This window comes from Mesorhizobium sp. INR15, assembly GCF_015500075.1.
Lineage (GTDB): Bacteria > Pseudomonadota > Alphaproteobacteria > Rhizobiales > Rhizobiaceae > Mesorhizobium.
Map to the genome: position 1 here is coordinate 3,801,752 of NZ_CP045496.1, position 24,951 is coordinate 3,826,702.

The 24,951-nt window shown below is 62.0% G+C and carries 28 protein-coding genes; 14 read left to right on the plus strand and 14 right to left on the minus strand.

Annotated features, from left to right (window positions below; translation table 11 throughout):
- Positions 1-15: 15 nt before the first annotated feature.
- The 4 genes from GA829_RS18520 (at position 16) to GA829_RS18535 (ending at position 3,557) form a co-directional block, all read left to right on the plus strand.
- Positions 16-864 carry a DUF1194 domain-containing protein gene (locus GA829_RS18520; RefSeq protein WP_195174144.1) on the plus strand — a complete coding sequence of 283 codons (849 nt, stop codon included), beginning with the start codon at positions 16-18 and terminating at the stop codon, positions 862-864.
- 114 nt (positions 865-978) lie between these two features.
- The gene (locus tag GA829_RS18525) at positions 979-1,929 is read left to right on the plus strand and encodes an ABC transporter substrate-binding protein (RefSeq protein WP_195174145.1); all 951 of its coding nucleotides are present in this window, start codon (positions 979-981) and stop codon (positions 1,927-1,929) included.
- Positions 1,930-1,998: 69 nt separating this feature from the next.
- Entirely contained in the window at positions 1,999-2,775 is a 777-nt protein-coding gene (locus tag GA829_RS18530; RefSeq protein WP_195174146.1) for an ABC transporter permease, read from the plus strand.
- Entirely contained in the window at positions 2,772-3,557 is a 786-nt protein-coding gene (locus GA829_RS18535; protein ID WP_195174147.1) for an ABC transporter ATP-binding protein, read from the plus strand. Before GA829_RS18530 ends, GA829_RS18535 begins: the two co-directional genes overlap by 4 nt.
- A gap of 3 nt (positions 3,558-3,560) precedes the next feature.
- Here GA829_RS18535 and GA829_RS18540 read toward each other — a convergent pair whose 3' ends face one another.
- The 3 genes from GA829_RS18540 to GA829_RS18545 form a co-directional block, all read right to left on the minus strand.
- Positions 3,561-4,499 (minus strand): GlxA family transcriptional regulator, encoded by a 939-nt coding sequence (locus GA829_RS18540; RefSeq protein ID WP_374940426.1) that lies wholly within the window; start codon positions 4,497-4,499, stop codon positions 3,561-3,563.
- 359 nt (positions 4,500-4,858) lie between these two features.
- Entirely contained in the window at positions 4,859-4,993 is a 135-nt protein-coding gene (locus GA829_RS36715) for a hypothetical protein (protein WP_013894968.1), read from the minus strand.
- Positions 4,994-5,334: 341 nt separating this feature from the next.
- On the minus strand, positions 5,335-5,520 hold the full coding sequence (locus GA829_RS18545) for a hypothetical protein (protein ID WP_195174149.1): 186 nt from the start codon (positions 5,518-5,520) through the stop codon (positions 5,335-5,337).
- 228 nt (positions 5,521-5,748) lie between these two features.
- Between GA829_RS18545 and GA829_RS18550 the strand changes: the two genes are divergently transcribed.
- On the plus strand, positions 5,749-6,648 hold the full coding sequence (locus GA829_RS18550) for a LysR substrate-binding domain-containing protein (protein WP_195174150.1): 900 nt from the start codon (positions 5,749-5,751) through the stop codon (positions 6,646-6,648).
- A 21-nt stretch (positions 6,649-6,669) separates the two neighbouring features.
- Here the strand turns inward: GA829_RS18550 and GA829_RS18555 are convergent, their stop codons facing one another.
- From GA829_RS18555 to GA829_RS18565, 3 genes are all read right to left on the minus strand, one after another.
- A complete protein-coding gene (locus GA829_RS18555) occupies positions 6,670-7,635 on the minus strand; it encodes an alpha/beta hydrolase (RefSeq protein ID WP_195174151.1) in 966 nt (321 codons plus the stop codon).
- 250 nt (positions 7,636-7,885) lie between these two features.
- Complete coding sequence (locus GA829_RS18560; protein ID WP_195174152.1) at positions 7,886-8,071, minus strand: hypothetical protein; 186 nt, start codon at positions 8,069-8,071, stop codon at positions 7,886-7,888.
- Between the two features lie 176 nt (positions 8,072-8,247).
- Positions 8,248-10,317, minus strand: a complete 2,070-nt coding sequence (locus GA829_RS18565) for an ASKHA domain-containing protein (protein ID WP_195174153.1) — start codon at positions 10,315-10,317, stop codon at positions 8,248-8,250.
- Positions 10,318-10,406: 89 nt separating this feature from the next.
- Between GA829_RS18565 and GA829_RS18570 the strand changes: the two genes are divergently transcribed.
- Positions 10,407-10,649, plus strand: coding sequence for a hypothetical protein (locus GA829_RS18570; protein WP_258051704.1), 243 nt, complete (start codon positions 10,407-10,409; stop codon positions 10,647-10,649).
- A gap of 79 nt (positions 10,650-10,728) precedes the next feature.
- Here the strand turns inward: GA829_RS18570 and GA829_RS18575 are convergent, their stop codons facing one another.
- The 6 genes from GA829_RS18575 to GA829_RS18600 form a co-directional block, all read right to left on the minus strand.
- A complete protein-coding gene (locus tag GA829_RS18575; RefSeq protein ID WP_195174154.1) occupies positions 10,729-11,703 on the minus strand; it encodes a methyltetrahydrofolate cobalamin methyltransferase in 975 nt (324 codons plus the stop codon).
- An 81-nt stretch (positions 11,704-11,784) separates the two neighbouring features.
- Positions 11,785-12,876, minus strand: a complete 1,092-nt coding sequence (locus GA829_RS18580) for a methylenetetrahydrofolate reductase (protein WP_195174155.1) — start codon at positions 12,874-12,876, stop codon at positions 11,785-11,787.
- Positions 12,873-13,484 carry a methylenetetrahydrofolate reductase C-terminal domain-containing protein gene (locus tag GA829_RS18585; protein ID WP_195174156.1) on the minus strand — a complete coding sequence of 204 codons (612 nt, stop codon included), beginning with the start codon at positions 13,482-13,484 and terminating at the stop codon, positions 12,873-12,875. The genes GA829_RS18580 and GA829_RS18585 overlap by 4 nt, the downstream gene beginning before the upstream one ends.
- Positions 13,477-13,779, minus strand: coding sequence for a virulence factor (locus GA829_RS18590; protein WP_195174157.1), 303 nt, complete (start codon positions 13,777-13,779; stop codon positions 13,477-13,479). Before GA829_RS18590 ends, GA829_RS18585 begins: the two co-directional genes overlap by 8 nt.
- 203 nt (positions 13,780-13,982) lie before the next feature.
- The gene (locus GA829_RS18595; RefSeq protein ID WP_195174158.1) at positions 13,983-14,756 is read right to left on the minus strand and encodes a formyl transferase; all 774 of its coding nucleotides are present in this window, start codon (positions 14,754-14,756) and stop codon (positions 13,983-13,985) included.
- Positions 14,757-14,857: 101 nt separating this feature from the next.
- The gene (locus GA829_RS18600; protein ID WP_195174159.1) at positions 14,858-15,433 is read right to left on the minus strand and encodes a DUF4893 domain-containing protein; all 576 of its coding nucleotides are present in this window, start codon (positions 15,431-15,433) and stop codon (positions 14,858-14,860) included.
- A 137-nt stretch (positions 15,434-15,570) separates the two neighbouring features.
- Here GA829_RS18600 and GA829_RS18605 point away from each other — a divergent pair, with 137 nt between their 5' ends.
- Complete coding sequence (locus GA829_RS18605; protein WP_195174160.1) at positions 15,571-16,473, plus strand: NAD-dependent epimerase/dehydratase family protein; 903 nt, start codon at positions 15,571-15,573, stop codon at positions 16,471-16,473.
- 8 nt (positions 16,474-16,481) lie between these two features.
- Here GA829_RS18605 and GA829_RS18610 read toward each other — a convergent pair whose 3' ends face one another.
- The gene (locus GA829_RS18610; protein WP_195174161.1) at positions 16,482-17,111 is read right to left on the minus strand and encodes a DUF1638 domain-containing protein; all 630 of its coding nucleotides are present in this window, start codon (positions 17,109-17,111) and stop codon (positions 16,482-16,484) included.
- A gap of 64 nt (positions 17,112-17,175) precedes the next feature.
- Between GA829_RS18610 and GA829_RS18615 the strand changes: the two genes are divergently transcribed.
- Entirely contained in the window at positions 17,176-17,331 is a 156-nt protein-coding gene (locus GA829_RS18615; protein WP_195174162.1) for an entericidin domain-containing protein, read from the plus strand.
- A 66-nt stretch (positions 17,332-17,397) separates the two neighbouring features.
- On the opposite strand, the gene GA829_RS18620 is transcribed toward GA829_RS18615, so the two are convergent.
- Complete coding sequence (locus tag GA829_RS18620; RefSeq protein WP_195174163.1) at positions 17,398-18,096, minus strand: corrinoid protein; 699 nt, start codon at positions 18,094-18,096, stop codon at positions 17,398-17,400.
- Positions 18,097-18,371: 275 nt separating this feature from the next.
- Here GA829_RS18620 and GA829_RS18625 point away from each other — a divergent pair, with 275 nt between their 5' ends.
- The 6 genes from GA829_RS18625 to GA829_RS18650 all read left to right on the plus strand — a co-directional run bounded on the left by GA829_RS18625 (position 18,372) and on the right by GA829_RS18650 (position 24,939).
- Complete coding sequence (locus tag GA829_RS18625; protein ID WP_195174164.1) at positions 18,372-19,946, plus strand: trimethylamine methyltransferase family protein; 1,575 nt, start codon at positions 18,372-18,374, stop codon at positions 19,944-19,946.
- 89 nt (positions 19,947-20,035) lie between these two features.
- On the plus strand, positions 20,036-20,731 hold the full coding sequence (locus GA829_RS18630; protein WP_195174165.1) for a hypothetical protein: 696 nt from the start codon (positions 20,036-20,038) through the stop codon (positions 20,729-20,731).
- Between the two features lie 82 nt (positions 20,732-20,813).
- Complete coding sequence (locus GA829_RS18635) at positions 20,814-21,491, plus strand: FadR/GntR family transcriptional regulator (protein ID WP_195174166.1); 678 nt, start codon at positions 20,814-20,816, stop codon at positions 21,489-21,491.
- Positions 21,488-22,795, plus strand: a complete 1,308-nt coding sequence (locus GA829_RS18640) for a CynX/NimT family MFS transporter (protein WP_195174167.1) — start codon at positions 21,488-21,490, stop codon at positions 22,793-22,795. The genes GA829_RS18635 and GA829_RS18640 overlap by 4 nt, the downstream gene beginning before the upstream one ends.
- Positions 22,796-22,920: 125 nt before the next feature.
- Positions 22,921-23,658, plus strand: a complete 738-nt coding sequence (locus tag GA829_RS18645) for a dienelactone hydrolase family protein (RefSeq protein WP_195174168.1) — start codon at positions 22,921-22,923, stop codon at positions 23,656-23,658.
- 102 nt (positions 23,659-23,760) lie between these two features.
- Entirely contained in the window at positions 23,761-24,939 is a 1,179-nt protein-coding gene (locus GA829_RS18650; RefSeq protein WP_195174169.1) for a BaiN/RdsA family NAD(P)/FAD-dependent oxidoreductase, read from the plus strand.
- The last annotated feature ends 12 nt before the right edge of the window (positions 24,940-24,951 follow it).

A 24,951-nucleotide genomic window follows, 5' to 3' on the forward strand; every position in this document is an offset into this window, starting at 1 on the left:
GCTTACCCTTGCGGCATGTCTGCTTTTGCTCGTGCAAGACATCTGCTTTCCGGCGCTACTGCATTGGCGTTGGCGCTCTTTGTCGCCCCACAGTCTCGCGCGGACGAGCCGGTCGACGTCGAACTGGTGCTCGCGGTCGACGTTTCGCTGTCGATGTCGCCCGACGAGTTGGAGATCCAGCGTCACGGCTACGCGGCTGCGCTGACGCATGACCATGTGCTGCAAGCCATCGCCGACGGCGCCTATGGCAAGATCGCGGTCACTTATGTCGAATGGGCCGGCACCAACTGGCAACGGGTCATCGTGCCGTGGACGGTGATTGCCAACCGTGCCGACGCAGAGCGAGTGGTCGAAAAACTCTCCGCCCAGCCGCCCAACAGCGCGCGGCGCACATCGATCTCAGGGGCGCTGGAGTTCGGCAGCGATCTCTTCGCCGAAAGCGGCTATCAGGGCGTCAAGCGGGTCATCGATATCTCGGGCGATGGCCCCAACAACCAGGGTGCGCCGGTCAATCTCTCCCGTGACGATGTCGTCAAACAAGGCATCATCATCAACGGTCTGCCCTTGATGACCCGTGGCGGCTTCTCCGGCGCCTACGATGCCAACAATCTGGATCACTATTACAGTGACTGCGTCATTGGCGGCCCCGGCGCCTTCATGATCCCGGTCAACGACTGGACGCAGTTTCCGGAAGCCATCCGGCGCAAGCTGGTGCTGGAGCTTGCGGGGCCTGCATCGCGGCAATGGGCAATGGAAGAGGCAGCACATCCGCCTGTCATGTTGGCGCAGGACAGGCCGGCGACCGATTGCCTGGCCGGCGAGCGTATGTGGCGCGACCGTAGCCGGAATTTCGAAAGCCGCTAAGCGCAGGCGAATACAACGCCGCTGCTCTACACCACAGTGTGAGAATGGATACATTGACAAGCCGGGTCCTGTCTGTGCCACAATTCCGCATTCAAGACAAAAAGGGGAGCTGACATGAAAAGAACCAGTATATTTGCCACGGCATTTGCCCTTGCCGCCGGATTGGCCGCGCCGGCCATGGCCGCCACATCGCTGACCATCGGCATCAGCGGATGGACGGGTTTTGCTCCGCTGACGCTCGCCAAGCAGGCCGGAATCTTCGAGAAGCATGGCCTCGACGTGACCCTGAAGAAGGTGCCGCAGGCGAGCCGGCCTCTTGCCATTGCCAGTGGCGACCTGCAATGCGCCGCGACCACGGTGGAGACCTGGCTGGTCTGGAACGCCAGCGGCGTCACCACCAAGCAGATATTCCAGCTCGACAAATCCTATGGCGCCGACGGCATCGTCGCCCGCAAGGACATCAAGACCGTCGCCGATCTCAAGGGCAAGACCGTCGCGTCATCGGCGCCGGGCACGTCACCCTATTTCATGCTCGCCTGGGTGCTCAACAAGGCTGGCATGTCGACCAAGGATGTGACCGTCGTCAACCTCGAGCCGGATGCGGCAGCGCAGGCCTTCCTCGCCGGGCAGAACGATGCGGCTGTCACCTATGAGCCGTTCATCTCAGCCGTGCGTGACAAGTCCGACCAGGGCCACATCCTGGCGACGACGCTCGACTATCCGATGGTGCTCGACACGGTCGGCTGCACGCCCGAATTCCTCAAGGCCAATCCCGATGCCGCCAAGGCGCTCGCCGACAGCTACTTCGATGCGCTTGACCTGATCAAGAGCGATCCGAAGAAATCCTACGAGATCATGGGCGCCGACGTGAAGCAGTCGGCCAAGGAATTCGAGGACTCGGCCAAATATCTGAAATGGGCGGACAGGGCCGAGAACAAGCAGTTCTTCACCAAGGAATTCCAGGACTTTTCCAAGACAGCCGGCGAATTGCTGCTGCAGATGGGCCTGATCAAGGAAGCGCCCGACGTCGCCACGCTGGCTGACACCAGCGCTGTCGCGAACTGAGCGATAGAGTTTCATTTCAGACGGCGGCTCAAGTGCCGCCGTTTCCCTTTTCATCAAGGATCGTTGTCGATGCCGCGCCCCCTGCATCCGGTCTCGCCGGGCACCCGAACCGTGCTCGGCATTTCCTTTTTCGTGCTGTTCGTCGCCTTCTGGGCGTGGATCACGCTTGGCGGTCACGTCAACCGCATCTTTCTCGCCGATCCGCTGTCGATGCTGAAGGATGGCTGGCGGCTTCTGGTCGAAGACCGTTTCTGGCTCGACATCCTGATCACCATCTGGCGGGTCTTCGGCGGCTTTGTGCTGGCATCCATCGTCGCGGTGCCGATCGGCATCATGATGGGGGCCTGGAAGCCGGTGGAAGCATTCCTGGAGCCGTTCGTCTCCTTCGCCCGCTACCTGCCGGCCTCGGCCTTCATTCCGCTGCTGATCCTGTGGGCCGGCATTGGCGAGTTGGAGAAGCTGCTGGTCATCTTCGTTGGCTCGGTGTTCCAGATCATCCTGATCATCGCCGTCAAAGTAGGCGGCACCAGGCGGGACCTTGTCGAAGCCGCCTATACGTTGGGCTCCACCGACAACGGCATCGTGCGGCGGGTGATCATGCCGGCCAATGCGCCCGAGATCGCCGAGACGCTGCGGCTGGTGCTTGGCTGGGCCTGGACCTATGTCATCGTCGCCGAACTGATCGGTTCATCCTCGGGCATCGGTTACATGATCATCAACAGCCAGTCGCGGCTGGCGACGGGCCAGATCATCTTCGGCATCATCGTCATTGGGCTGATCGGGCTCTTGTCCGATTTCGCCTTCAAGGCGCTCAATCGCTGGCTCTTTCCATGGAGCCTGGCATGAGCAAGCTTCTCATCGAGGGCGTTTCGCGCACATTTGCCGGCGTGCGCGGCGGGGCGCCGGTCAAGGCGCTGATGCCGGTCAACCTGACAGTCGAGGCCAATGACTTCATCACCATTCTCGGGCCCTCAGGCTGTGGGAAGTCGACGCTTCTGCGCATCGTTGCCGGCCTGGAGGCGCCGAGCGAGGGCCGGGTGCTGCTCGACGGCAAGGCGGTGACGCGGCCCGGGCCGGATCGCGGTATGGTGTTCCAGTCCTACACACTGTTTCCCTGGCTGACGGTCGGACAGAACATCGCTTTCGGCCTGCGCGAACGCGGCATGGCAGAGAAGGAACGGGACGGGATTGTCGCTTCCTATGTCGATCTCGTCGGGTTGAAAGGGTTCGAGAACCATTGGCCCAAACAGCTTTCCGGCGGCATGCAGCAGCGCACGGCGATCGCTCGGGCGCTGGCCAATGACCCGGCGATCCTGCTGCTCGACGAGCCGTTCGGCGCGCTCGACAACCAGACGCGCGGGCTGATGCAGGAATTGCTGCTGGGCATCTGGGAGCGGCGCAAGAAGACGGTGCTGTTCGTCACCCACGACATAGAAGAGGCGATCTTCATGGCCTCGCGTGTGGTGGTGATGACGGCGCGTCCCGGCCGCGTCAAGTCGGACGTCGCCATCGACCTGCCGCACCCGCGCCACTACACGCTGAAGACCAGCCCGGAATTCTCCGCGCTGAAGGCGCGGCTGACCGAGGATATCCGCGTCGAAGCGATGCGCACGGCTGAGGTACGCTGAGCTTCAGGCCGCCAGCAACTGCTTGCGGTCGACACGCTCCTGCTGCGGCGAGCGGGCATAGAGCTCGCGGTAGCATTTGGAGAAATGCGAGGCCGAGACGAAACCGCAGGCAACCGCGACCTCGACCACCGGCATCGACGACTGGATCAGCAGATGCCTGGCACGGTCGAGCCGGATTTCGAGATAGTAGCGGGCAGGGGACCGCCCCATTTCGGTGCGGAACAGACGCTCGATCTGGCGCCGCGACAGGTCGACATGGTCGGCGATCTCGATCAGCGACAGCGGCTCGGAGAGGTTACCTTCCATCAGCTCGATGATCGTCAGCACCTTGGAGTTCTGTACGCCGAGGCGCGCGCGCAGCGGCAGGCGCTGGCGATCGGTCGGGCTGCGCACGCGGTCGGTCAGCACCTGTTCGCACACCCGGTTGACGAGGTTCTCGTCGAAATCATCGCCGATCAGCTTCAGCATCATGTCAAGCGCGGCGGTGCCGCCGGCGCATGTGTAGATGTTCTGGTCGATCTCGAAGAGGTCGGCAAAGACATTGGCCTTCGGGAAGGCCTCGGAAAAGCCGGGGAGGTTTTCCCAATGGATGGCGCAGCGCTTGTTCGACAGCAGGCCGGCGGCAGCAAGAATATGCGCGCCGGTGCAGAGGCCGCCAACGGCGACGCCGCGATTGTATTCCTCGCGCAGCCAGGCAAAGGCCGACTTGTTCTGGTAGCGCTCTACATTGATGCCGCTGCAGACGATGGCCATGTTGGGGCGGTCCGGCCCGGCCATCTTCTTGCGTTCTTCTTCAAGCGAGGTGTTGACCGCGCATTCGACGCCGTTCGAGGCGCGAACCGGCTTGCCGTCGATGCTGGCAAGGCGCCAGCGATAGGCCTCGTAGCCGAGCATGCGGTTTGCCGAGCGCAGCGGGTCTAGCGCCGTCGCAAAGGCGATCATGGTGAAATCAGGCACAAGGAAAAATACAAACGATCGCTTGATCGGATGCTTTACGGCGTTCACGGGAACCTCATGCGGCCACGATGACGCGAACAGGATGTCGCGAATAGCATAGCGACATCAGGAAAAATCATTCGTGTCAATGGGCTAGGCTGGTTGGGCAAGATTAAATTTGCGACATGGGTCGCAAATGGGCAATCGTCGGGCGGTGTTGCTCAAAAACCCACCACCGCCTGGTTGCAACAGATCGTCGAAGAGCGGTCCGTGATACAAAAACGCCGCCTCGGCGAACCGAAGCGGCGTCAGTCAATCCAAGCCGCTGCAGGGAGGCGCGGCTCTGGAGGTATCTTTTTTGTAAATCAGGCGACGAAGCCGAGGCGAGCCGCTGCCATGGCGCCGGTCTGGCCAGGCATGGTGTTGGCAAGGCGCTGGCGCTCGAGCGCGGTGGTCAGGTTCATCTCGCGGCGGGCGAAGAGGCGGGCAAAAAGCTTCATCACAATCTCCATTTGGTTGCTTAGACGGGTCGCCTTCGCTTGATGGAGTGGGGCAGCTCGTTTGCTGGCGTTGATATAGGCTTGTGTGAGGGAAAACTAAATCGCAAATGCGAAGCGCTTGATATGAAATGCGACACCTAATGCGACAAATTTGGGCGGAGGGTCCAGGATTCTTGATTATTTACAAGGCATTAATGAGATTTTTGCGTTGCTATGCGGCTTGCTCATATGCGCCATGCGCTGGCGGCATGGCTCCAAAATTCATTTGAATACAAATAAAAACCGAAAAGGCCTGCCGGGCTGGTGCGCGCGGCAGGCCTTCAGCACTTGATACACACGGTTTACTTTGCTCCAGCCCAGGATCCGACGCCGTTGTGAGCACGGGCTTTGGTGTCGGCGGCTTCAGGCCAACCGATATCCTTCTGCAGTTCGACCGGCAGTGCGCGGATGGCGCGTTCGGTCTGGTAGCGGGCGCGGGCCGCGCTGAACTCGGTCGCGATCCGACCGATGGACGAGATAATAGACATTTCAGTCTCCTTGAGTGTTCAGCCCGGATTTCCAGGCCTTGGATGCACGAGGCGTTACACCCGGTTTGTTTCAGCTTCATTTCATGTCGATTGCGGGTCTGCGTCGTGGTCGTTTCATGACCGCATTCGATACGTCTGCCCCGATAGTGTTGACTATCCTCTAGTTCTGATGTTCAATCAAACGAAATGAAATGATGGTTTACATCAGAAAAATTGAAGGCCGATCGCATGAACGCCCCGCTCAATCATCCCTTGCCTCTGCTCGATCTCGATGTTTTGCGCACTTTCGTGGCAATTGCGGAGACGGGAAGCTTCACCGCTGCCGCCAATGCCGTGTTCCGCACGCCGTCGGCGGTCTCCATGCAGATCAAGAAGCTGGAGGACATTCTCGGCCGCTCGGTGTTCGCGCGCGACGCGCGCTCGGTCACCTTGACCACCGACGGCGAGATGCTGCTCGGCTATGCCCGCCGGCTGCTGTCGATCAACCGCGAGGTGGTGTCGAAGTTCATCATTCCCGACATCGTGGGCGTGGTGCGGCTCGGTTCGCCGGACGATTACGGCGAACGGGTGCTGCCGCATGTGCTGAAGCGCTTCGCGCAGTCACACCCGTCGATCGCCGTCGATGTCACTATCGACCAGAGCATCAATCTGCGCCGCCGCATGGACGACAGGGCGCTCGATATCACGCTGCTCACCAATTCCTACAAGACCAGCGCGCTCGGCGCCGAGGTGCTCTTGACCGAACCGCTGGTCTGGGCCGGCGCCAAGGGTGGCTGCGCGCATCTGCGCGAGCCTTTGCCTGTGTCGCTGTGGGAAGAGGGCTGTGCCTGGCGGGCCGGCGCGCTCGATGCGTTGAGCCGCGAGGGCCGCAGCTACCGCATTGCCTATATGAGCGCGCACACGGCCGGCCAGCGCGCCGCGATCATGTCCGATCTGGCAGTCGCGCCATTGCCGAGATCCTTCCTTGGCAATGACATGGTCGAGCTTTGCCCAAAGGATGGCATGCCCGACATTGGCACCTACAATCTGGCGATGGTGGTGGCGCCGGATGCCAGCGCGCCGGTGAAAGCGGTGGCCGACCACATCCGCGACACGTTCGAACTGTTCCGGGAAACCGGCAAGTTCTGATCGGCTACAAGTTCTGATCGGCTACTCGGCCGCCTCGGCGGTTGTCCAATCCGTTCCGGTTGAGGGCCGCGCGTCCTCGCGAGCGGCCGAGCTTCGCGTTTCCTGGCTGAGAAACGCCACGATGCTCTGTCGCGCACGCCGGGCTTCCGGCATGTCGATCAGCGGCCAGACGTGGACCATGCCTTCCTCGTAGACGATTTCGACATCGACACCGGCAGCGCGGGCCTTTTCGGCAAAGATCAGATTGTCAGGGGTCAAGAGATCGCGTGAGCCGATCAGCATCAGCGTCTTCGGCAGCACCGAGAGGTCGCCGTAGACCGGGCTGATGTGCCAGTCGCTGCGGTCGATGCCGGCGCTGTACATCCGGATCGCTTCCAGTCCGCCTGATATACCTAGCCAGGGATCGTTGCGCTCGGCCTCGAAGACTTCCGGATTGGCGAGCGACATATCCAGGCCAGGCGAGATCAGCACATGGCGCGACGGCAAGGGCAGGGCCTCTTCCGCGGCCATCATGGTCAGCACCACGGCCATGTTGCCGCCGGCGGAATCGCCCATGAAGATGATGTTTTCGGCATCGGTCTCTTCGAGCATCTGGCGATAGACGCCACCGACCATGCCGAACATGGCGTGAAAATTGTGCTCGGGTGCGATCGGGTAAATTGGCACGGTGATGCCGTAACCGAGGCGATCGGCCATCTCGCCAATCAGATGCCAGTGATAGGCTGTGATTTCAAAGACATAGGCGCCGCCGTGCAGATAGAGAATCCGCTTCTGTTCGCCGCCTTTGGCGGCGATCTCATAGACCGGAAACCCATCGACCGTGTGTGTCTGGATGTCGAGACGCGCGCGCAGCGCGGCAGGCGGCTGGTGTGTTTCGGTCTTGCGCGCGGCGGCGATCCAGCGCTGCATGTTTTCCGGACTGGAAAATGCCTGCTTGCGGCTGTGCCTGAGGACGAAGGAAACGACGTGGCTTTTAAAACTTGGCATGCGCATACACGAACTTCGGCCAAAGCCGACTAAGAGAACCCCCACTGTTCTCGAAGATCGTTCGCCGGGCCGAAATGTCAAGTTTACGCTGCAGTCTACACGGTGGTGTGATCCGGCATCGCCACTCTGGCGTGCGCGGGCGGCGTTCAGCGGCGCGGCAGCAGTGCCGCGCGAAGCCGGGTGTCGGTAGCAGGCGCCGAGCGGCCGTCCCGGCGCGTGCCGAGCAGCTTGCATTTGTCAGCGAAGGTCATCAGCGCGCGGCGCCCCGGATGGTGCTGGTGATTGCCGCCTTTTCGCTTGAACACGGCACCACCGGCCAGCCGATATCCTTCTGGATTTCCGGCGGCAGGCTGTTCAGCAGGCGGCGAGCCTTGCCGCGGTCATGGGCATTCTTGATGGCCGCGCCATAGCGGCCCAGGCTTTCGAGCATCGACATCATTGTCTCCCTTGGAGCGTTGCGCCGGCTGAAAGATGTTTTCCGCCGACCGTTCGATGCCGATTAAATGCGCCGCTCCTGTATCTGGCGGATTTCACGAAAACGGGTTTTGGTTTCCAGATCGGCCTGATCTGGAAACATTTGCATACAAACAAGTTCCGCGAGGTGGCGGTGGCTTATTCCCGACCGCGCCGGGCGGCGTGGCCTTCGCGAGAGCGCCGGCGCGGGGCGGCGTCGCCGGCAACGCCATCTTCGCTGACCGTCTTGCGCGGCGGCAGTTTCACCGCGGCCGACAGCTTCGGGAACGGGTCGACCTTGTTCGGCAGCGCCATGGCGTAGACGAAATGCTCCTGGAATTTGGGTTCCAGCGCCGTTTCGATTTTCTCGATCCTGCTGACGGTCTCCTCGATCTCGCGGCGATAGCCGCGATTGAGCAGCGCCATGCGCGCGCCTGCACCGGCGGCGTTGCCGACAGCCGAGACCTTGTCGAGATCGCAGTCCGGGATCAGGCCGAGCACCATGGCGTATTTCGGATCGATGAAGGAGCCGAAAGCGCCGGCGAAGTGGATGCGGTCGACATGCTCGGTGTTCTGCTTCTCCATCAACAGCTTGGTGCCGGCATAGAGAGCTGCCTTGGCGAGCTGGATGGCGCGCACGTCGGTCTGGGTGATGGTGATCTTCGGCTCGCCTTCCTTCAGCACATAGGAGAAGGTGCGGCCATTGGCGACGATACGCGGCGAGCGCGCGGCAAGCGAACCGTCCAAGACACCGTCCTCGGAGATGATGCCGGCGAGATACATCTCGGCGACGATCTCGATGATGCCGGAGCCGCAGATACCGGTAACGCCGGTCGCCTGTACGCTTTCCAGGAACGCGGGCTCATCGGACCAAAGTTCCGAACCGATGACGCGGTATTTTGGCTCCAGCGTATCGGGGTCGATGCGGACGCGCTCGATCGCGCCGGGTGCGGCGCGCTGGCCGCCGGAGATTTCGGCCCCTTCGAAGGCCGGGCCGGTGGGAGAGGAAGCAGCGACGACCCGTGTCCTGTTGCCGAGCACGATCTCGGCATTGGTGCCGACGTCGACGATCAGCATCATTTCGTCCTGGCGGTGCGGTCCTTCCGACAGCGTGACCGCTGCCGCATCGGCGCCGACATGGCCGGCGATGCAAGGCAGCATGTAGAGACGGGCGCCCTGGTTGAGCTTCAGGCCGATATCCGAAGCCTTGACGTGCACCGCGCCGGAGACAGCGAGCGCGAAGGGGGCGCCGCCGAGTTCGGTCGGGTCGATGCCGAGGAACAGATGGTGCATGATCGGATTGCCGACGAACACCGAATCCAGGATGTCGTTGCGCTGGACATTGCCTTCGGCGCAGACCTTGTCGACCAGCCCCGAGATCGCTTCACGCACGGCCACCGTCATGCCTTCGCGGCCGTCGGGGTTCATCATCACATAGGAAACGCGGCTCATCAGATCCTCGCCGAAGCGGATCTGCGGGTTCGACGTGCCCGAAGAAGCGGCGACACGGCCGGACAGCAGCGACACAAGGTGCATGGCGATGGTGGTCGAGCCGATGTCGCAGGCCAGGCCATAGGCCTCGTTCTTGAGGCCTGGCCACAGCGCGACGACGCGCGCTGTCTCCGTTTCGGCATCCTTGTAGATGGCGGCGGTCGCGGTCCAGTTGCCCTTGCGCAGGATGCCTTGCACCTGCGGCAACAGATGAAAATCAAAATCGAGGCTTTTCAGATTCCAGTCATGCATCAGCGCGATCTTCAGGCGATCGAGATCGCCGAGCGGCTTGTGCATGTCGGGCTCTTCGATCTCGACATAGCACATGCGGATCGCTGAATCGCGGGCGATAACCCTTGTGTCGGCATCCTTGCGGATGGTCTGCGCGTTGATGACCGTATCCTGCGGCACGTCGATGACGAGGTCGCCGAGAATCTGAGCCGAGCAGGAAAGGCGGCGTCGTTCAGGCAGGCCGCGCACGCGCTCATAGCGCTCTTCCTTGGCGCCCTTGGGCGTGATGTGGTCGTTGGACGAGACGATCTTGTGCTTGGCGAAATTGCCTTCCTGCACTTCGATCTGGCAGCGCCCGCATGTGGCGCGTCCGCCGCAGACGCTTTCGACATAGACGCCGAGCTGGCGCGCGGCATCCAGCACCGGCGTGCCGACAGGAAACCGCCCGCGCTTGCCGGACGGCATGAACAGCACGAGTGGATCGGTGATGTTTGCAGGTGAGTTCATGCTTGCACTGGTCTCAAGATCGATTGTCGATGCCGTTTAACGGATCGTTTTACTATTGGGCGGAGTGTCTGGTGGTCCAGAGGCCAATCATGTCCGATCTCCTCCTGTCCGCCGTATTCACCGCCTTCACAATGGTGCGCTTGTTGCGGGGCCCATGGCTGCGCAATCCGCAATACCTGGCGTCGGGTATTGTCGGAGCGGTCGTCGCCGCCCTGCTGCTGCAAGGATTCTGGCCTGGCGCCGACGATGATTTTGTCATCGGCGGCCTGACGGGTGTTTTCGGATCGTGGGCGGGCATGGTGCTTTTCGACACCTTGCTGAGCATCGCCTGACCGCAAAGCGCACCTGTCCGACGGCATCAACAGCACGATCGGCTTGGTGAGGTTTGCGGCCAGATTCACGATTGCGCGCTTATCCCCGGCCCATGCGGGCTTCACGGCCGCCACGGCGGCGGCCACCATTGTTGTTGGCGTCGCCCGGGGCGTTGACGGCCACGGGCGCCGCGACCGCCTGACCGCCTTCGGCCGGCTTGTAGTCCTTGTAGGTCCTGATCCAGTTGGTGCAGTTCTCGTCGGTGCCGTTGAGCACATTGGCGCCGCGCACGGCTTCCATTTCCTGCGGACGCACCGGGTTCATGATCGCCGAGGTCATGCCGGCGCCGATCACCATCGGGATGAAAGCGGCGTTGATGCCATGGCGATGCGGCAGGCCGAACGAGATGTTGGACAGACCGCAGGTGGTGTTGACCTTCAGCTCTTCGCGCAGGCGGCGCAGCAGGGCGAACACCTGGCGGCCAGCGTCGCCCAGCGCGCCGATCGGCATGACCAGCGGGTCGACAACAACGTCATGCGCCGGAATGCCGAAATCGGCGCAGCGCTGGACGATCTTCTTGGCGACGGCGAAGCGCACATCCGGATCCATCGAAATGCCGGTCTCGTCGTTGGAGATGGCAACGACTGGCACGTTGTACTTTTTGACCAGCGGCAGGATGGCCTCGAGTTTCTCTTCCTCACCGGTCACGGAGTTGACCAGCGGGCGGCCCTTGGCAACTTTCAGTGCTGCCTCGATCGCAGCCGTTACCGAGGAGTCGATCGACAGCGGCAAGTCGACCAGACCCTGCACGATCTCCAGCGTCTGCACCAGAAGGCCGGGCTCGGTTTCGTTGGGGTTGACCGAGGTGACGCCGGCATTGACGTCGAGCATGGTGGCGCCGCAGGCGGCCTGCTCAAGCGCGTCCCTGATGACGGTGTCGAAATTGCCAGCGATCATCTCGGCGGCCAGCTTCTTGCGGCCAGTCGGGTTGATGCGTTCGCCGATCACGCAGAACGGCTGGTCGAAGCCGATGATGATTTCTCGTGTCGCCGAGGCGACAATGGTACGCGTCATGAATTCTCTCCGCCATGATATAAAGATTTCTTTATATCGTTGTCTGGTTTCGTTCAAGCGAACGGGTGGTTGTCCGCGCCGTCAGTGCGCGGTCTTCACCATGTCCACCTGCGTTTCGGTAATGTCGTCATGCAATATGTGGTCAAGCCGGTCGGCGACCATCTGGTCGTCACGGCGAATCTCGCGTTTCCACGGCTGGCGCCCTTTGAGCACGCCCGATTCATCGACGATCTCCGCGACATACTCTTCCTGCCGATAGGCCATCACATGGATACCGGAGACGCCGGGAATTTCCTTCACCTCGTTGATGATGTCGGTGCAGAGCTGCTTGCCTTCCTTCTTCTGGTCCTGTGCGCCTTCCAGCCGCTTGATGATGGCATCCGGAATGTGAATGCCCGGCACGTTGGAGCGGATCCACTTGGCGGTCTTGGCCGAGGCCAGCGGGCCGACGCCGACCAGGATGAACACCTTTTCCGTGTGACCGAGATCACGCGCCTTCTGCATGAAGGTTTTGAACATCGGCACGTCGAAGCAATATTGCGTCTGAACGAACTGCGCACCGGCGGCAATCTTCTTGCCGAGGTGGATAGGACGGAAATCAAACGGCGGCGCGAAGGGGTTGACGGCGGCGCCCAGGAACAGCTGCGGCGGCGTCGTCAGCTTGCGCCCGGACAGGAATTTGCCGTTGTCGCGCATGATGCGGCAGGTTTCGAGCAGCGACATGGAATCGAGATCGAACACCGGCTTGGCGCCGGGCTGGTCGCCGGCCTGCACGCCGTCGCCAGTAAGGCACAGCATGTTGGCGACGCCCATCGCCGCTCCGCCCAGCACGTCGCCCTGGATGGCAATGCGGTTCTTGTCGCGGCAGGCGATCTGCATGATCGGCGCATAGCCCATGCGGGTCAGCAAGGCGCAGATGCCGACCGACGACATGTGGCAGTTGGCGCCCGACGCGTCGACGGCGTTGATGGCGTCGACCCAGCCGTCGAAGATTTTCGCTCTGTTGTAGACGTCTTCCGGATCGGCGCTGTCGGGCGGATTGAGCTCGGTCGTCACCGCGAATTCGCCGCGCCGCAACACGCGCTCCAACCGGCCACGCGAGGTGTGGCCGGGCAAGGGTTCGAGCGGCAGGTGGATGCCTTCCGGGTTCTCGTCGCGCTGGCGGCCGATCATGCGGATGCCCCGGTCTTGGCCGCATCTGCTGCTTCGCGGGCAACCGCCGCCTGAGCGGTCACCCGCAGGAAGGCCGAGGTTTCGCGCAGCGACTGGTCGACCGGCTTCTGTACGGTCAGGATCTTTTCATTATTGACCATGTTCTGCGACCCCTCCCAGGCCTTGACCCAGACACAGGGCATATCAGGCTCGACCTCGCAATTGCCGTTGGCGCGCACGCCGCCGCAAGGTCCGTTGCGCAACTGCTTCGGGCAGTTCATCGGGCACGACATGCCGGTCGATGACAAGATGCACTGGCCGCACATGCGGCAATCGAACATGAAACCCTTGACGCGCTTTTCGACAAATTTGATCGGAGCTTCGACACGGCCGTAGCCGATGCCTTTCCACAAGGGATGCAGGAGCAGGAACGTGTCGGCGAAACGGGCGTAGAACCACTCAAGCAGGCGCGAATGCCTGATCGACCATAGCCGGACCGCGAAGGAGCGCTGCACGCGCCGCTGCGGCGACACGTCGGCAGGCTTGTAGTCGGACTTCGGCGCTGCCTTCTTGACCAGTGTGGCCTGGGTAACCGCCGGCCCATCCTTGGCAGGGGTGGCTTCAGACATTTTCTTTCCCGCCCGCTTTCACCAGAGCGACCAGCCGCTCACGGTCATATTTGGTGTCGAGGTCGTTGAAGGCTTTTTCGACTTCAGCTTCGAGGTCGTCGCCGACTGGAACCGGATCGGCCTTGCGCCATTCGGCCAGATAGTCGTCTGTGCCGCCGGCGCCAGTGCGCATCGCACACATGTCGATCGCCTCCGTGAAGCGCAGCGGCAGTTCGCGCTTGGCGTTCTGCCGGCCCTTCTTGACGATGACCTGGGCTGGGATGTCGCGCCAGTAGACGACAATAAGATCGGCCATGAATTCTCACTCCTCGTGGTATCGAGCTTTGCCGGAAGCGCTGTTGGGCTGCTTGTTATGGGACGACGCGCGCGCATTCAAAAGCGACGCATTTGAATGTCGTAAAATGAAAGGTGTGTTTATTCGTTGGCGGCATGACCTGGAGGCGGGTTCGCGGCGACAAAAGTCCAGCGCACGACCCGCGGCCTGGAGGGGCGCATGTGCTACCAGATGCCGGTTCGGATGCCTGTCCAAAGGTAAAACCAGACAGTCGGGTGATACCATTGCTTCGAAGGCAGGCTGGGGTCGATGGTGGCGAGCTTGCCGGCCAGAACATCGCTGATCGCCTCGACGCAGATATCGCGCGAGAATGCAGCCTGCCGCAGAGCATAGCTTGAAATGCTGTCGCGACGCTCAGGCTTGCCTCGCACCTGCCGCAGCGCGCCGCCGGTGTCGACGCCGGCGTCGACGAGCAGCACGGTGGCGCCAAAATTGTCAGCGTCGTCGCTCACCAACGCCCAATAGCCGCCGTTCATGCCCCGGTATTTGGGCGTGATGCCAGCGTGGTAGTTGATGACCGGGCAGGGGATTTTGGATAGCGTCTCGCGCGTCAGCATCCGGCATCCGGCAAGAAAGACGACGCTTGGTTGCAGCTTGGCGATCGCATCCAGGCACTCGGAGGCGTTGGCTGACGAAACGTCGATGATCGACTGGCTCGGCTTCGGTTCTGTCTGCAGCTTTTGTTCGGCGATCATGCGCGCCGCTTGGCCGGCGAAGAAGCGTTTTCCCAACCGCGTCAGCACCATGGTGCCGAGCTGTCCGACGGCCGAAATCCAGCCCTGCCGGCGAGCCCGCCTGAGCAGCAATTGCTTTTTGGATTCAGGTGTTTCGAGGATGACATTGACCGGCCCCAATCGATCGACGATGGCATTGACGATTGCCCAGATATGCGGGCCACCTTCAGTGACGATGACAATGTTCGACTTCAGGGGTTCCATGCGTCGTGTCGCACCGCCAGACGAGATGCGGCCGATACCGGCCTTGGTGGGCCGGATGCTAGGGCGTCCAGGTTAATCCTTGATGATTGGAATTACCCCGATCAGCGCTTGAACTCAACGATGTCGAGCTTCGATTCGTAATAGGGCGCCGGGAATTCAATGCGCCATTCCTTGGCGCCGGTTCGGAACGCGTAGCCGACCTGGTCGGTTTGCGGGCCGCTGCCATAGGGCTTTGCCTTGTTATCATTGACGTAGCCGGAGCCGAGATAGATCGAGCGTTTTTCACCATCATCGAAAAAGCGGCCCGTGGTGCGCTGCGAGCCGCTGATCTTTTCCAGACGCCAGCCCGAACCGTCATCGGTTACCTTGCACTTGAACCAGCCATAGATAACCAGCGGGCTGATGCCGCCGGCCTTGATGGTGCGGCACTGCCAGTTGCCGGTCAGGTCCTTGTCGGAGAAGGAAACGATGGGTTTTGCCAACAGGGCGTCGAGCTGCTTGACCTCGGCTGGCTCGCCAGCCTTTGCCTCGGCCAAGGCAGCCTTGCGCGTCTCGCCATATTTTTCGAGCCGCGCCTTGTCGGCTGCCGTGATCAATTTCTGAACTTCGCCATCAGCAAGGGCAGGGAGGGTGCAGCAGAGTAGGCCGACCACGGCGAGCAAGGGGCGAAGGGTCATCGAGGATTTCCTGTTGGTGAGTGTCAGTTGATGACTGGAGCAGCGTCTTTGTCCGGCTGGCGCTCAATTTACCCATTCGCGGCGGCCTGTCATCCGTGCTTAACAGCGTCACAGGTCAAAAATCATGGCGCGGCGAAATGCGAATCTTGCTGACGGGATCATCGGGTTGGTTGGGCAGCTCCCTGGCGCCGCGCCTGCGCGCCCTTGGTCACGAGGTCACCGGGCTCGACCCGGCCCCTTCAGCTGAAACGCGCATTGTCGGTTCAATCGCCGATCGTGAGCTTGTCATGCGCGTGGTCGCGGAGAATCGCATCGAGGCCATCATTCACAGCGGCGCTTTGCACAAGCCGAACATCGAAAATCATGGCAACAGCGAATTCGTCGCCACGAATGTCCAAGGCACGCTCAACCTGCTCGATGCGGCCGTGACGGCTGGTGTGCAGCGCTTTGTTATGACATCGACGACCTCGCTGATGATTTCGCAAGCGATACGCGACGGCTTCATTGGCGGCGCGCGCAAGGCTGCCTGGCTGACGGAAACCATGTTGCCCGAGCCGCGCAATATCTATGGTGTCACCAAGCTGTCGGCGGAACATCTTTGCCGCCTCTATCACCTGCGGCACGGCCTGCCGGTGATCATCCTGCGCACGGCACGGTTCTTTCCGGAGGCCGACGACATGGCGCATGCGATCGAGCAAACGGACGCCAACACCAAGGTCAACGAGTTGCTGTTCCGCAGGCTGACGGTGGAGGATGCCGCCGAAGCTCATGTTGTCGCGCTGGACAAGGTGCGGCAGCTCGGCTTCGACACTTTTATCGTTTCGGCGCCGACGCCGTTTCAGCCCGACGATTGCGCGGCGCTGATTATGGATGCACCATCCGTGGTTGCGCGGTATTTCCCAGAGTTTCCAGGGCTTTATGCGCGCAAAGGCTGGACGATGTTTTCCTCGATTGACCGCGTTTACGATGCCTCGCGCGTACGGGACCGGCTGGGGTTCGTGTGCAAGACGAGCTTCGCCGATGTGCTTGCGGAACTGTAGGCACCTAGTCAGGCAACAGCCGCGGCCTGCGCCATCCCGGCGGTCAGGTCGCCATAGCCGGTGGCACGGCGTTCGTAGACGAGGCCGAGCATTTTCGCCGCCTTTTCGGCGACTTTGTCGAGTTCCGGATCGTTGGTCTGGGCGAGGTAGATCAGCTTCTCGTAGTTGCCGAAATAGTCCTTGATCAGTTCCGGATGCCTGTCGAGGCCGAGCGGCTTCATGAAGAAGGCGTCGAACTGGCGACACAGGAAATCGGTCATGTAGAACGACATCATGTCGTCGTCGGCAACCTTCGCATAGGCTTCCATGCCCTGATAGAAAGCGAAGCAATGCGGGCCGGCCATGCGCTCGACGCCATGTTTCTCCAGCACGCGGTCGAGCAAGCCGCCGGTGCCGCAGTCGGCATAGCCGACGAAGATGTTGCTGTACCCTTCCGCCTTGGCCTTCTCGATCGCCTTGTCCATGGCAGGCGCGATGCGGTCCGGATAGAAATGAAATTCCGCCGGCAGACAGGTCAATTCAAGGTGATCGAGGCCGAGCTGTTCCTTGATGGCCAAAACCTCGCGCGCAATCATCCCGCAGGCGATGACTAGCAGCCTGTCGGCCTGGTCTGGTTTCGTTGTTCGGGTCTTGGCCATGGAACCAGCTAAGCCGGCTTTCGTTGCTTTGAGGCGAATCTACCGAGAGAGAGATAAACCGTCCATGAAAACATCCACATATGCAGTCGTCGCGGTGCTAGCCAGCGTGCTGCTGGTTTCAGCTTGCGCGAATACCATCCGTGGCGTCGGCAAGGATGCCGCGAATACGATTGACGCTACCAAGAGCGCCGGCAAGAAGGTCGCCAACGCTACTCAATAAGACGTTATCCTCCTCGGAGGCATATATTATCGAGCGAAACGGCCGCCATGACAGGCGGCCTTTTCTTCAGGCGGAAGCGCGCACGTTGTGCTTGCGCTTCATGTAGTCCTTGGCGGTCTCGACCGCTACCGCCGCATCGCGGCAATAGGCGTCGGCGCCAACGGCCTTGCCGAATTCCTCGTTGAGCGGCGCACCGCCAACCAGCACGACGTAGTCGTCGCGGATGCCCTTTTCCTTCATCGTGTCGATGACGACCTTCATGTAGGGCATGGTCGTGGTCAGCAGCGCCGACATGCCGATGATGTCAGGCTGATGCTGCTCGATCGCATCGAGATACTTTTCGACCGCGTTGTTGATGCCGAGATCGATGACGTCGAAGCCGGCGCCTTCCATCATCATGCCGACAAGGTTCTTGCCGATGTCGTGAATGTCGCCCTTGACCGTGCCGATCACCATCTTGCCCTGCTTCGGCGCGCCGGTGGCGGCAAGCAGCGGGCGCAGGATGAACATGCCGGCCTTCATCGCATTGGCCGAAAGCAGCACTTCCGGAACAAACAGGATGCCGTCACGAAAATCCTCGCCGACGATGCGCATGCCTTCGACCAGCGCCTCGGTCAGCACTTTGTAAGGTATCCAGCCGCGCCCGAGCAGGATGTTGGTGCCTTCCTCGATCTCTTCCTTCAACCCGTCATAGAGATCGTCGTGCATCTGCTGCACCAACTCATCGTCGGAAAGTTCGGAAAGGATGATCTCGTCGTCGGCCATATGTATCGAGCTCCTGCCGGCATCGCGACTGTGTCGCAAGGCACAAAATATTCGCGTTCATACCTAACCCGCGAGGGGCAGGTATCCATAGCTGATTTGCGACTTCCCGCAAAAGGAAAGCGACCGTAACTCTCTTGGAATTCTTGTCGATTTTGCGACAGGCGTTGGCGCTGGCGGGCCGTTTCGAATAGGGTGCATGGCTACGATCCGGGAAGAAGCGGCGATCCGAGGCCGCGATGGATTCCAGGCAAGAACAAATTCAGGGAAGAACCACCATGAGCGAACACGCGGCAGTTGATCAGGAAGCGTCAAACGCGCGGCGCGGGCGCGGCGCCAGCGGCGGAGCGGCGGCGCGCCGCGCGGCGCGTTCGGGCGGCGGCCCCGGCACCCAGCTCACCTACATCAAGCGCCAGATCAACGTATACGAGGTGCTGAACGAGGAAGGCCTGGCGCTGATCGAGAAGAACACCGACACGGTGCTCGAAGAGATCGGCATCATCTTCCGCGACGACGCCGAGGCGCTGCAGCTCTGGAAAGAAGCCGGCGCCGACGTCAAGGGCGAGCGCGTGCACTTTCCCAAAGGCCTCTGCCGCTCGCTGCTGAAGACCGCGCCTTCAATCTACACCCAGCATGCCCGCAACCCCGAGCGCTCGGTGCAGATCGGCGGCAATGCCACCGTCTTCGCGCCGGTCTACGGACCTCCCTTCGTTCGCGATCTCGACGGCAACCGCCGCTACGCCACGATCGAGGATTTCCGGAATTTCGTGAAGCTCGCCTACATGGCGCCATCAATCCACCATTCGGGCGGCACGGTGTGTGAGCCGGTCGATGTGCCGGTCAACAAGCGCCACCTCGACATGATCTATTCGCACATCAAATATTCGGACAAGCCGTTCATGGGCTCGGTGACCGCGCCGGAGCGTGCTGAAGACACCGTTGCCATGGCCAAGATCCTGTTCGGTGACGATTTCGTCGAAAACAACACGGTGCTGACCAGCCTGATCAACGCCAACTCGCCGATGGTGTTCGACGAGACGATGCTGGGTGCGCTGAAAGTCTATTCGCGTCACAACCAGGCCTGCATCGTCACGCCGTTCATCCTCGCCGGCGCGATGAGCCCAGTGACGGTGGCCGGCACGCTGACGCAGGTTCTGGCCGAGGTGCTGGCCGGCGCGTCGTTCACGCAGCTGATCCGGCCGGGCGCGCCGGTGCTGTTCGGCACCTTCGCCTCGTCGATCTCCATGCAGTCGGGCGCACCGACCTTCGGTACGCCGGAGCCGTCGCTGGTATCCTATGGCGCGGCACAGCTTGCCCGCCGTCTCGGCCTGCCGTTCCGCACCGGCGGTTCACTGTGCGCGTCAAAGGTTCCTGATGCGCAGGCTGCCTATGAAAGCGCCAACACGCTGAACTCGACCATTCTGGCCGGCACCAATTTCGTGCTGCACTCGGCTGGCTGGCTCGAGGGCGGGCTCGCCTCCTGCTACGAAAAATTCATGATGGATATCGACCAGCTCGGCATGACGCAAAAATTCTCCGAAGGCGTCGACCTGTCGGAGAACGGCCAGGCGATGGATGCCATCCGCCAGGTTGGCCCAGGCAGCCACTATCTCGGCTGCGACCACACCCAGGCCAATTTCCAGACCGCCTTCTACCGCTCCAACATCGCCGACAACAATTCCTACGAGCAGTGGCTGGCCGAGGGCGAGAAGACCGCACCGCAGCGCGCCAATGATCTCGCCCGCCGCTGGCTTGAAAGCTACGAGGCGCCGTATCTCGATCCGAGCATCGACGAGGCCCTGAAGGACTTCATCGCCAAGAAGAAGGGGTCGATGCCCGACGCCTTCACGTGAAAGGAGCCCGAGTCAGGCGGGGCTAAAGTCGCCAACATCATCCACAAGGAAGTCTGGCGGAGTGCATTCTCCGATCCGGTCAAGAAGGGATGAGCGTGCCCGCGGGCAGCGTTGACGGTATCGCCGCGGCGCTGCTTGCCAACGGCCTCATCCTGCGCGGTGGTTTCAACTTCGCACCTGGCGAAGCGCCGACAACCGGCGCGTCAGGCGCGCCGGCCAAGTCCGTATTGTTGGTCGGGCAGGCGGGTGCGGCGCCTTGGCCCCACTTTCTGAAATGGCGCGAGCGCCAGCCGCAGGACATCAAAGACCCCCTCGACACCTGGTCGCGCGAGCTGATTGGCGTTGTGGCCAAGCAGTTCGGTGCGCGCGCCGTCTCGCCCTCGGACAAGCCCTATCTGCCGTTCCAGCAATGGGCGATGCGGGTAGAGGGGCTGAAGCCGTCGCCGCTCGGTATCCTCATGCACCCCAGATACGGGCTTTGGCACGCCTATCGCGGCGCGCTGCTGTCCGAGAGCGAGCTGCCTATTCAAATTGCTGAGACGGTGATTCACCTTTGCGATGCATGTGTCGGAAAACCCTGCATGAAATCCTGTCCGGTCGACGCCTATTCTCCGGAGGGATTTGCCTATCAGACGTGTCTGACGCATGTGCGAGGTTCGCATGGCGAACCGTGCCGGAGCGGCGGCTGCCTTGACCGCAACGCTTGTCCTTATGGCACGGCCTACCGCTATCCCAAGGGGATCCAGGCATTTCACATGGCGAGCTTTGCGGCGCTGCCTGCCTAGTCGAGAATCTCTCGGACTGGCTTGACCTCAGCTGCAAGCGAGCCTATTCATCAAGTCATCTGATGACTTGATGAATAGGCCGATGCAACCCGCCTTTAGAACCAACCTTACCGACAGTGCCACCGACAGCCTGCGTGCCGAGATATTGCGCGGCCGCTGGGCCGTGGGCGCGCGTATTCCCAATGAGGCGGCCTTGACCGACCTGTTGTTGGTCAGCCGCGGCACGGTGCGGGAAGCGGTGCGGGTGCTGGTCTCGCAAGGCCTGCTGGATACGCGCCAGGGCTCCGGCACCTATGTGCGATCTGTCATCGATTCGTCAGCCGCGCTCGACCGGGTAAAGCGCGCCAGCCTGCGCGACCAGTGGGAGGCGCGGGCGGCGCTGGACCTCGAGGCCGCACGGCTCGCCGCCTTGCGCCACACGCCCGCCGACCTGGACTGTATCAGGCAACTGCTTGCCGTGCGCGGCAGCGTCGCCGACGGCGGCAGCGAAGCCTTCATCGGTCGTGACATCGCTTTCCACAAGTCGGTTGTCGCTGCATCCGGCAACAAGGCGATGATGGAACTCTACGACTTCTTCACCGCTGCCATCACCGAAACCATTCACGCCACCCTCGATGGAGACCTGCCGGAACCGGATCAGCAGGCGCATGCGGCTATCGTCGACGCCATCGCCTCGGGCGATCCCGACCGCGCGGTTGCCGCTGTTCGCGCCTTCATGGCGCCGGTGCTTGCCGAACTCGAAAGACTGCTCTCACAATGAACCAGACATTTCGCCAGCCTGATCCCAAGGCGCAATCCGAAGCCGCCAAGGGTCTGGATGCCCAGCTTGTCGATGCTGAAGCCGACAGCTTGCCCCAGCCGCAGCCACCCGAACCGCGAAGCCGTGCCGCGCGCATCGTGCTTGGGGCCAGCCTGGTGTTGATCGCCTTCAGCTTGCGGCCGCTGTTTTCCAGCCTGTCGGTGCTGTTGCCCGAGGTGATGCACGAAACCGGGCTGTCGACGACGGGCGCCAGCCTGCTGACCACGCTGCCGGTGTTGTGCCTGGGCCTGTTCGCGCCCTTTGCACCTGGACTTGCCCAGCGCTACGGGGCTGAACGCACCTTGCTTGGCGCGCTCGCGCTTTTGACACTGGGAACTGGGCTGCGTTGGTTCGGATCTGTCCCGCTGCTGTTTGCCGCGACCTTCCTGGCGGGTGGTGCCATCGCCATTGGCAATGTGCTGCTGCCGGGCCTGGTGAAACGCGACTTTGCCGACAAGGCCGCCGTCATGACCGGCCTGTACACAATGGCCCTTTGCGCCGGCTCAGCCGCTGCCGCCGGCCTGACGCTGCCAATCGAGCATCTTGTCACGGGCTCCTGGTCAGGGGCGCTGGCGGCGTGGGCCGTGCCGACATTGGTGGTGCTGCTGATCTGGATCCCGCAGGCGCTCGGCAGCCGGCGGCAAGCAAGCCATCGCGGCTTTCGTGTCGTTGGCCTCTGGCGTGATCGCTTGGCATGGCAGGTGACGCTGTTCATGGGGCTACAGTCGGCGCTTGCCTATTGCATCTTCGGCTGGCTGGCGCCGATCCTGCGTGAGCGCGGCTTCGACGCGGCGACCGCCGGCGTCCTCGTCTCGGTATCCGTCATGGCGCAGGTCATCACCTGTCTGGGCGTACCTTCCCTGGCAATGCGGCTCAAGGACCAACGGGTCATCAATGTGGCGCTTGTCGCCATAGCGGTGATTGCACTGCTCGGCATTCTGTTCGCTCCGACCTCAACCGTGCTTTTCTGGGCGATCCTGCAAGGCATCGGGCAGGGTGGTTTGATCGCTGCGGCCATGACCTTGATCGTGCTGCGTTCGCCGGATTCGCATGTCGCCGCTCACCTTTCGGGCATGGCGCAAGGCGTCGGCTATGTGCTGGCCGCATTCGGTCCGCTGCTGGTCGGATTGATCCGGGGTTGGACCGGAAGTTTCTCGGAGACGGCCTTCCTGTTTGTCGGGCTCGGACTCGGCGTCGCCATCATGGGATTTGGTGCCGGACGTGCGCTGCATGTCGGCGCCCGAACCGTGCACACCGAAGGCTGACGTCTCTCGCGTCAACCGCCGAGCGCAGCAATGCCGCACGAAATGTTGACTGCTGCGTTCAGGCTAAGTCTTGCCCTGCCAAGCCGTGCGGATATGTATCGCACGATACACCAACGGAGCGGGCGATGACCAAGCAGGATCTGCAAATCAAGACCAGGGATGGCACCGCAAAGGCCGGGCTGTTCCACTCCGCGACGGCTTCCCCGGCCAAGGCCGGTGTCATTCTCTACCAGGACGCCTTCGGTCCGCGTCCAGCGCTTGACGGCATGGCCGAGCGGCTGGCGGGCGAGGGCTATGCGGTGCTGGTGCCCGATCTTTTTTACCGCAACGCGCCCTATGGCCCGTTCGATGCCAAGACAGCTTTCGTCGAGGAAAAGAGCAAGGCCGCGTTGATGGCCCTGGTGACCGGCACCACGCAGGAGATGACCATCAGCGACACCGGCGCGTTCCTCGACGCGCTGGCAGCGGAGGGCGTCACCGGACCGGTCGGCACCGTCGGCTATTGCATGGGCGGTGGCCGGGCGCTGAATGCCGCCGCAGCCTATCCCGACAGGATAGAGGCAGCGGCCAGCTTTCACGGCGGCAATCTGGCCAGCGATGCCGGCGACAGTCCGCATCGCAAGGCGGCTTCGCTCAAGGCGCGCGTCTATGTCGGCATGGCGGGCGTCGACAGAAGTTTCCCGCCGGAGCAGTCGGCGCGGCTGGCCGAGGCGCTGCGCGTTGCCGAGGTCGACCATGTTCTGGAGAACTATCTCGGCATGGCGCATGGCTGGTGTGTACCCGACCACAGCGTCTTCAACGCCATCGGGGCCGAGCGCCACTGGAAGCGATTGACGGCCTTGTTCGCCGAAACGCTGGCCTGAGTTCACCATCCTGTTGGCCGCAGGGCATATTTGAGGGTATCAGGCGCAATGAGTGGCTCGCCCGGCTAAGCGGCGCGGGCCGAGCGGGAACGAATTGGCCTGATGCAATACTATGATGTCGTGATCATCGGCGCCGGCGCTGCCGGAATGATGTGCGCCGTGGAGGCCGCCAAGCGCGGCCGTTCGGTGCTGATCCTCGATCACGCGGCGATGCCCGGCGAAAAGATCCGCATCTCCGGCGGTGGCCGCTGCAACTTCACCAACATCCATGCCAGCCCGAAGAATTTTATCTCGAGGAATCCGCATTTCTGCATCTCGGCGCTCAGCCGATATACGCAGCGCGATTTCATTGCGATGGTTGAACGCCACCGCATCGCCTATCACGAGAAGACCTTGGGCCAGCTGTTCTGTGATGGCTCCGCGCGCCAGATCATCGAGATGCTGGTCTCGGAAATGCAGGGCAGGGGCGTGGAATTGGCGCTGTCGACGCAGGTTCAAAACGTCAGCAAAGCCGTGGATGGTTTTGAACTCACGCTCTCCACCGGCACAATCTCCTGCCGGTCCGTGGTCGTTGCCTGTGGCGGCAAGTCTATTCCCAAGATGGGGGCGACTGGCTTCGGCTACGAGCTTGCGGCGCAGTTTGGCCTTGCCGTTGTCGAGACGCGGCCGGCTCTGGTGCCTTTGACCTTCGACGCCATGACGCTTGAGCGGCTTTCGCCGCTGGCCGGCAATGCGGTCGACGCCGAAGTCGCCTGCGGCAAGGTGCGGTTTTCCGAGGCGATGCTGTTCACGCATCGCGGCGCCAGCGGGCCGTCCATCCTGCAAATCTCCTCTTATTGGCGCGAGGGTGACGAAATCCGCATCGCCATGCTGCCGGGGGTGGATGTGGCCGAGCTCGTCCGTGCCGCCAAGCGCGGCAATGGCCGGCAGGCGGTGCAGACGGTGCTGGCAAATCATCTGCCGAAACGGCTTGCCCAGGCGATTGCTGAGCGAACCGGCATCGATGGCAATCTTGCCGATCTATCCGACGCCCAGATCAAGATCATCGAGGCCGCGGTCAACGACTGGCGCATCAAGCCAGCCGGGTCGGAGGGCTACCGGACAGCGGAAGTGACGCTTGGCGGGGTGGATACGAACGGGCTCGACCAGAAGACCATGCAGGCGAAATCCGTGCCTGGCCTGTTTTTCATCGGTGAGGCCGTTGACGTCACGGGCTGGCTCGGCGGCTATAATTTCCAGTGGGCGTGGTCGTCTGGCTGGGTCGCAGGCCAGGCATGCTGATATTCAGGTGAT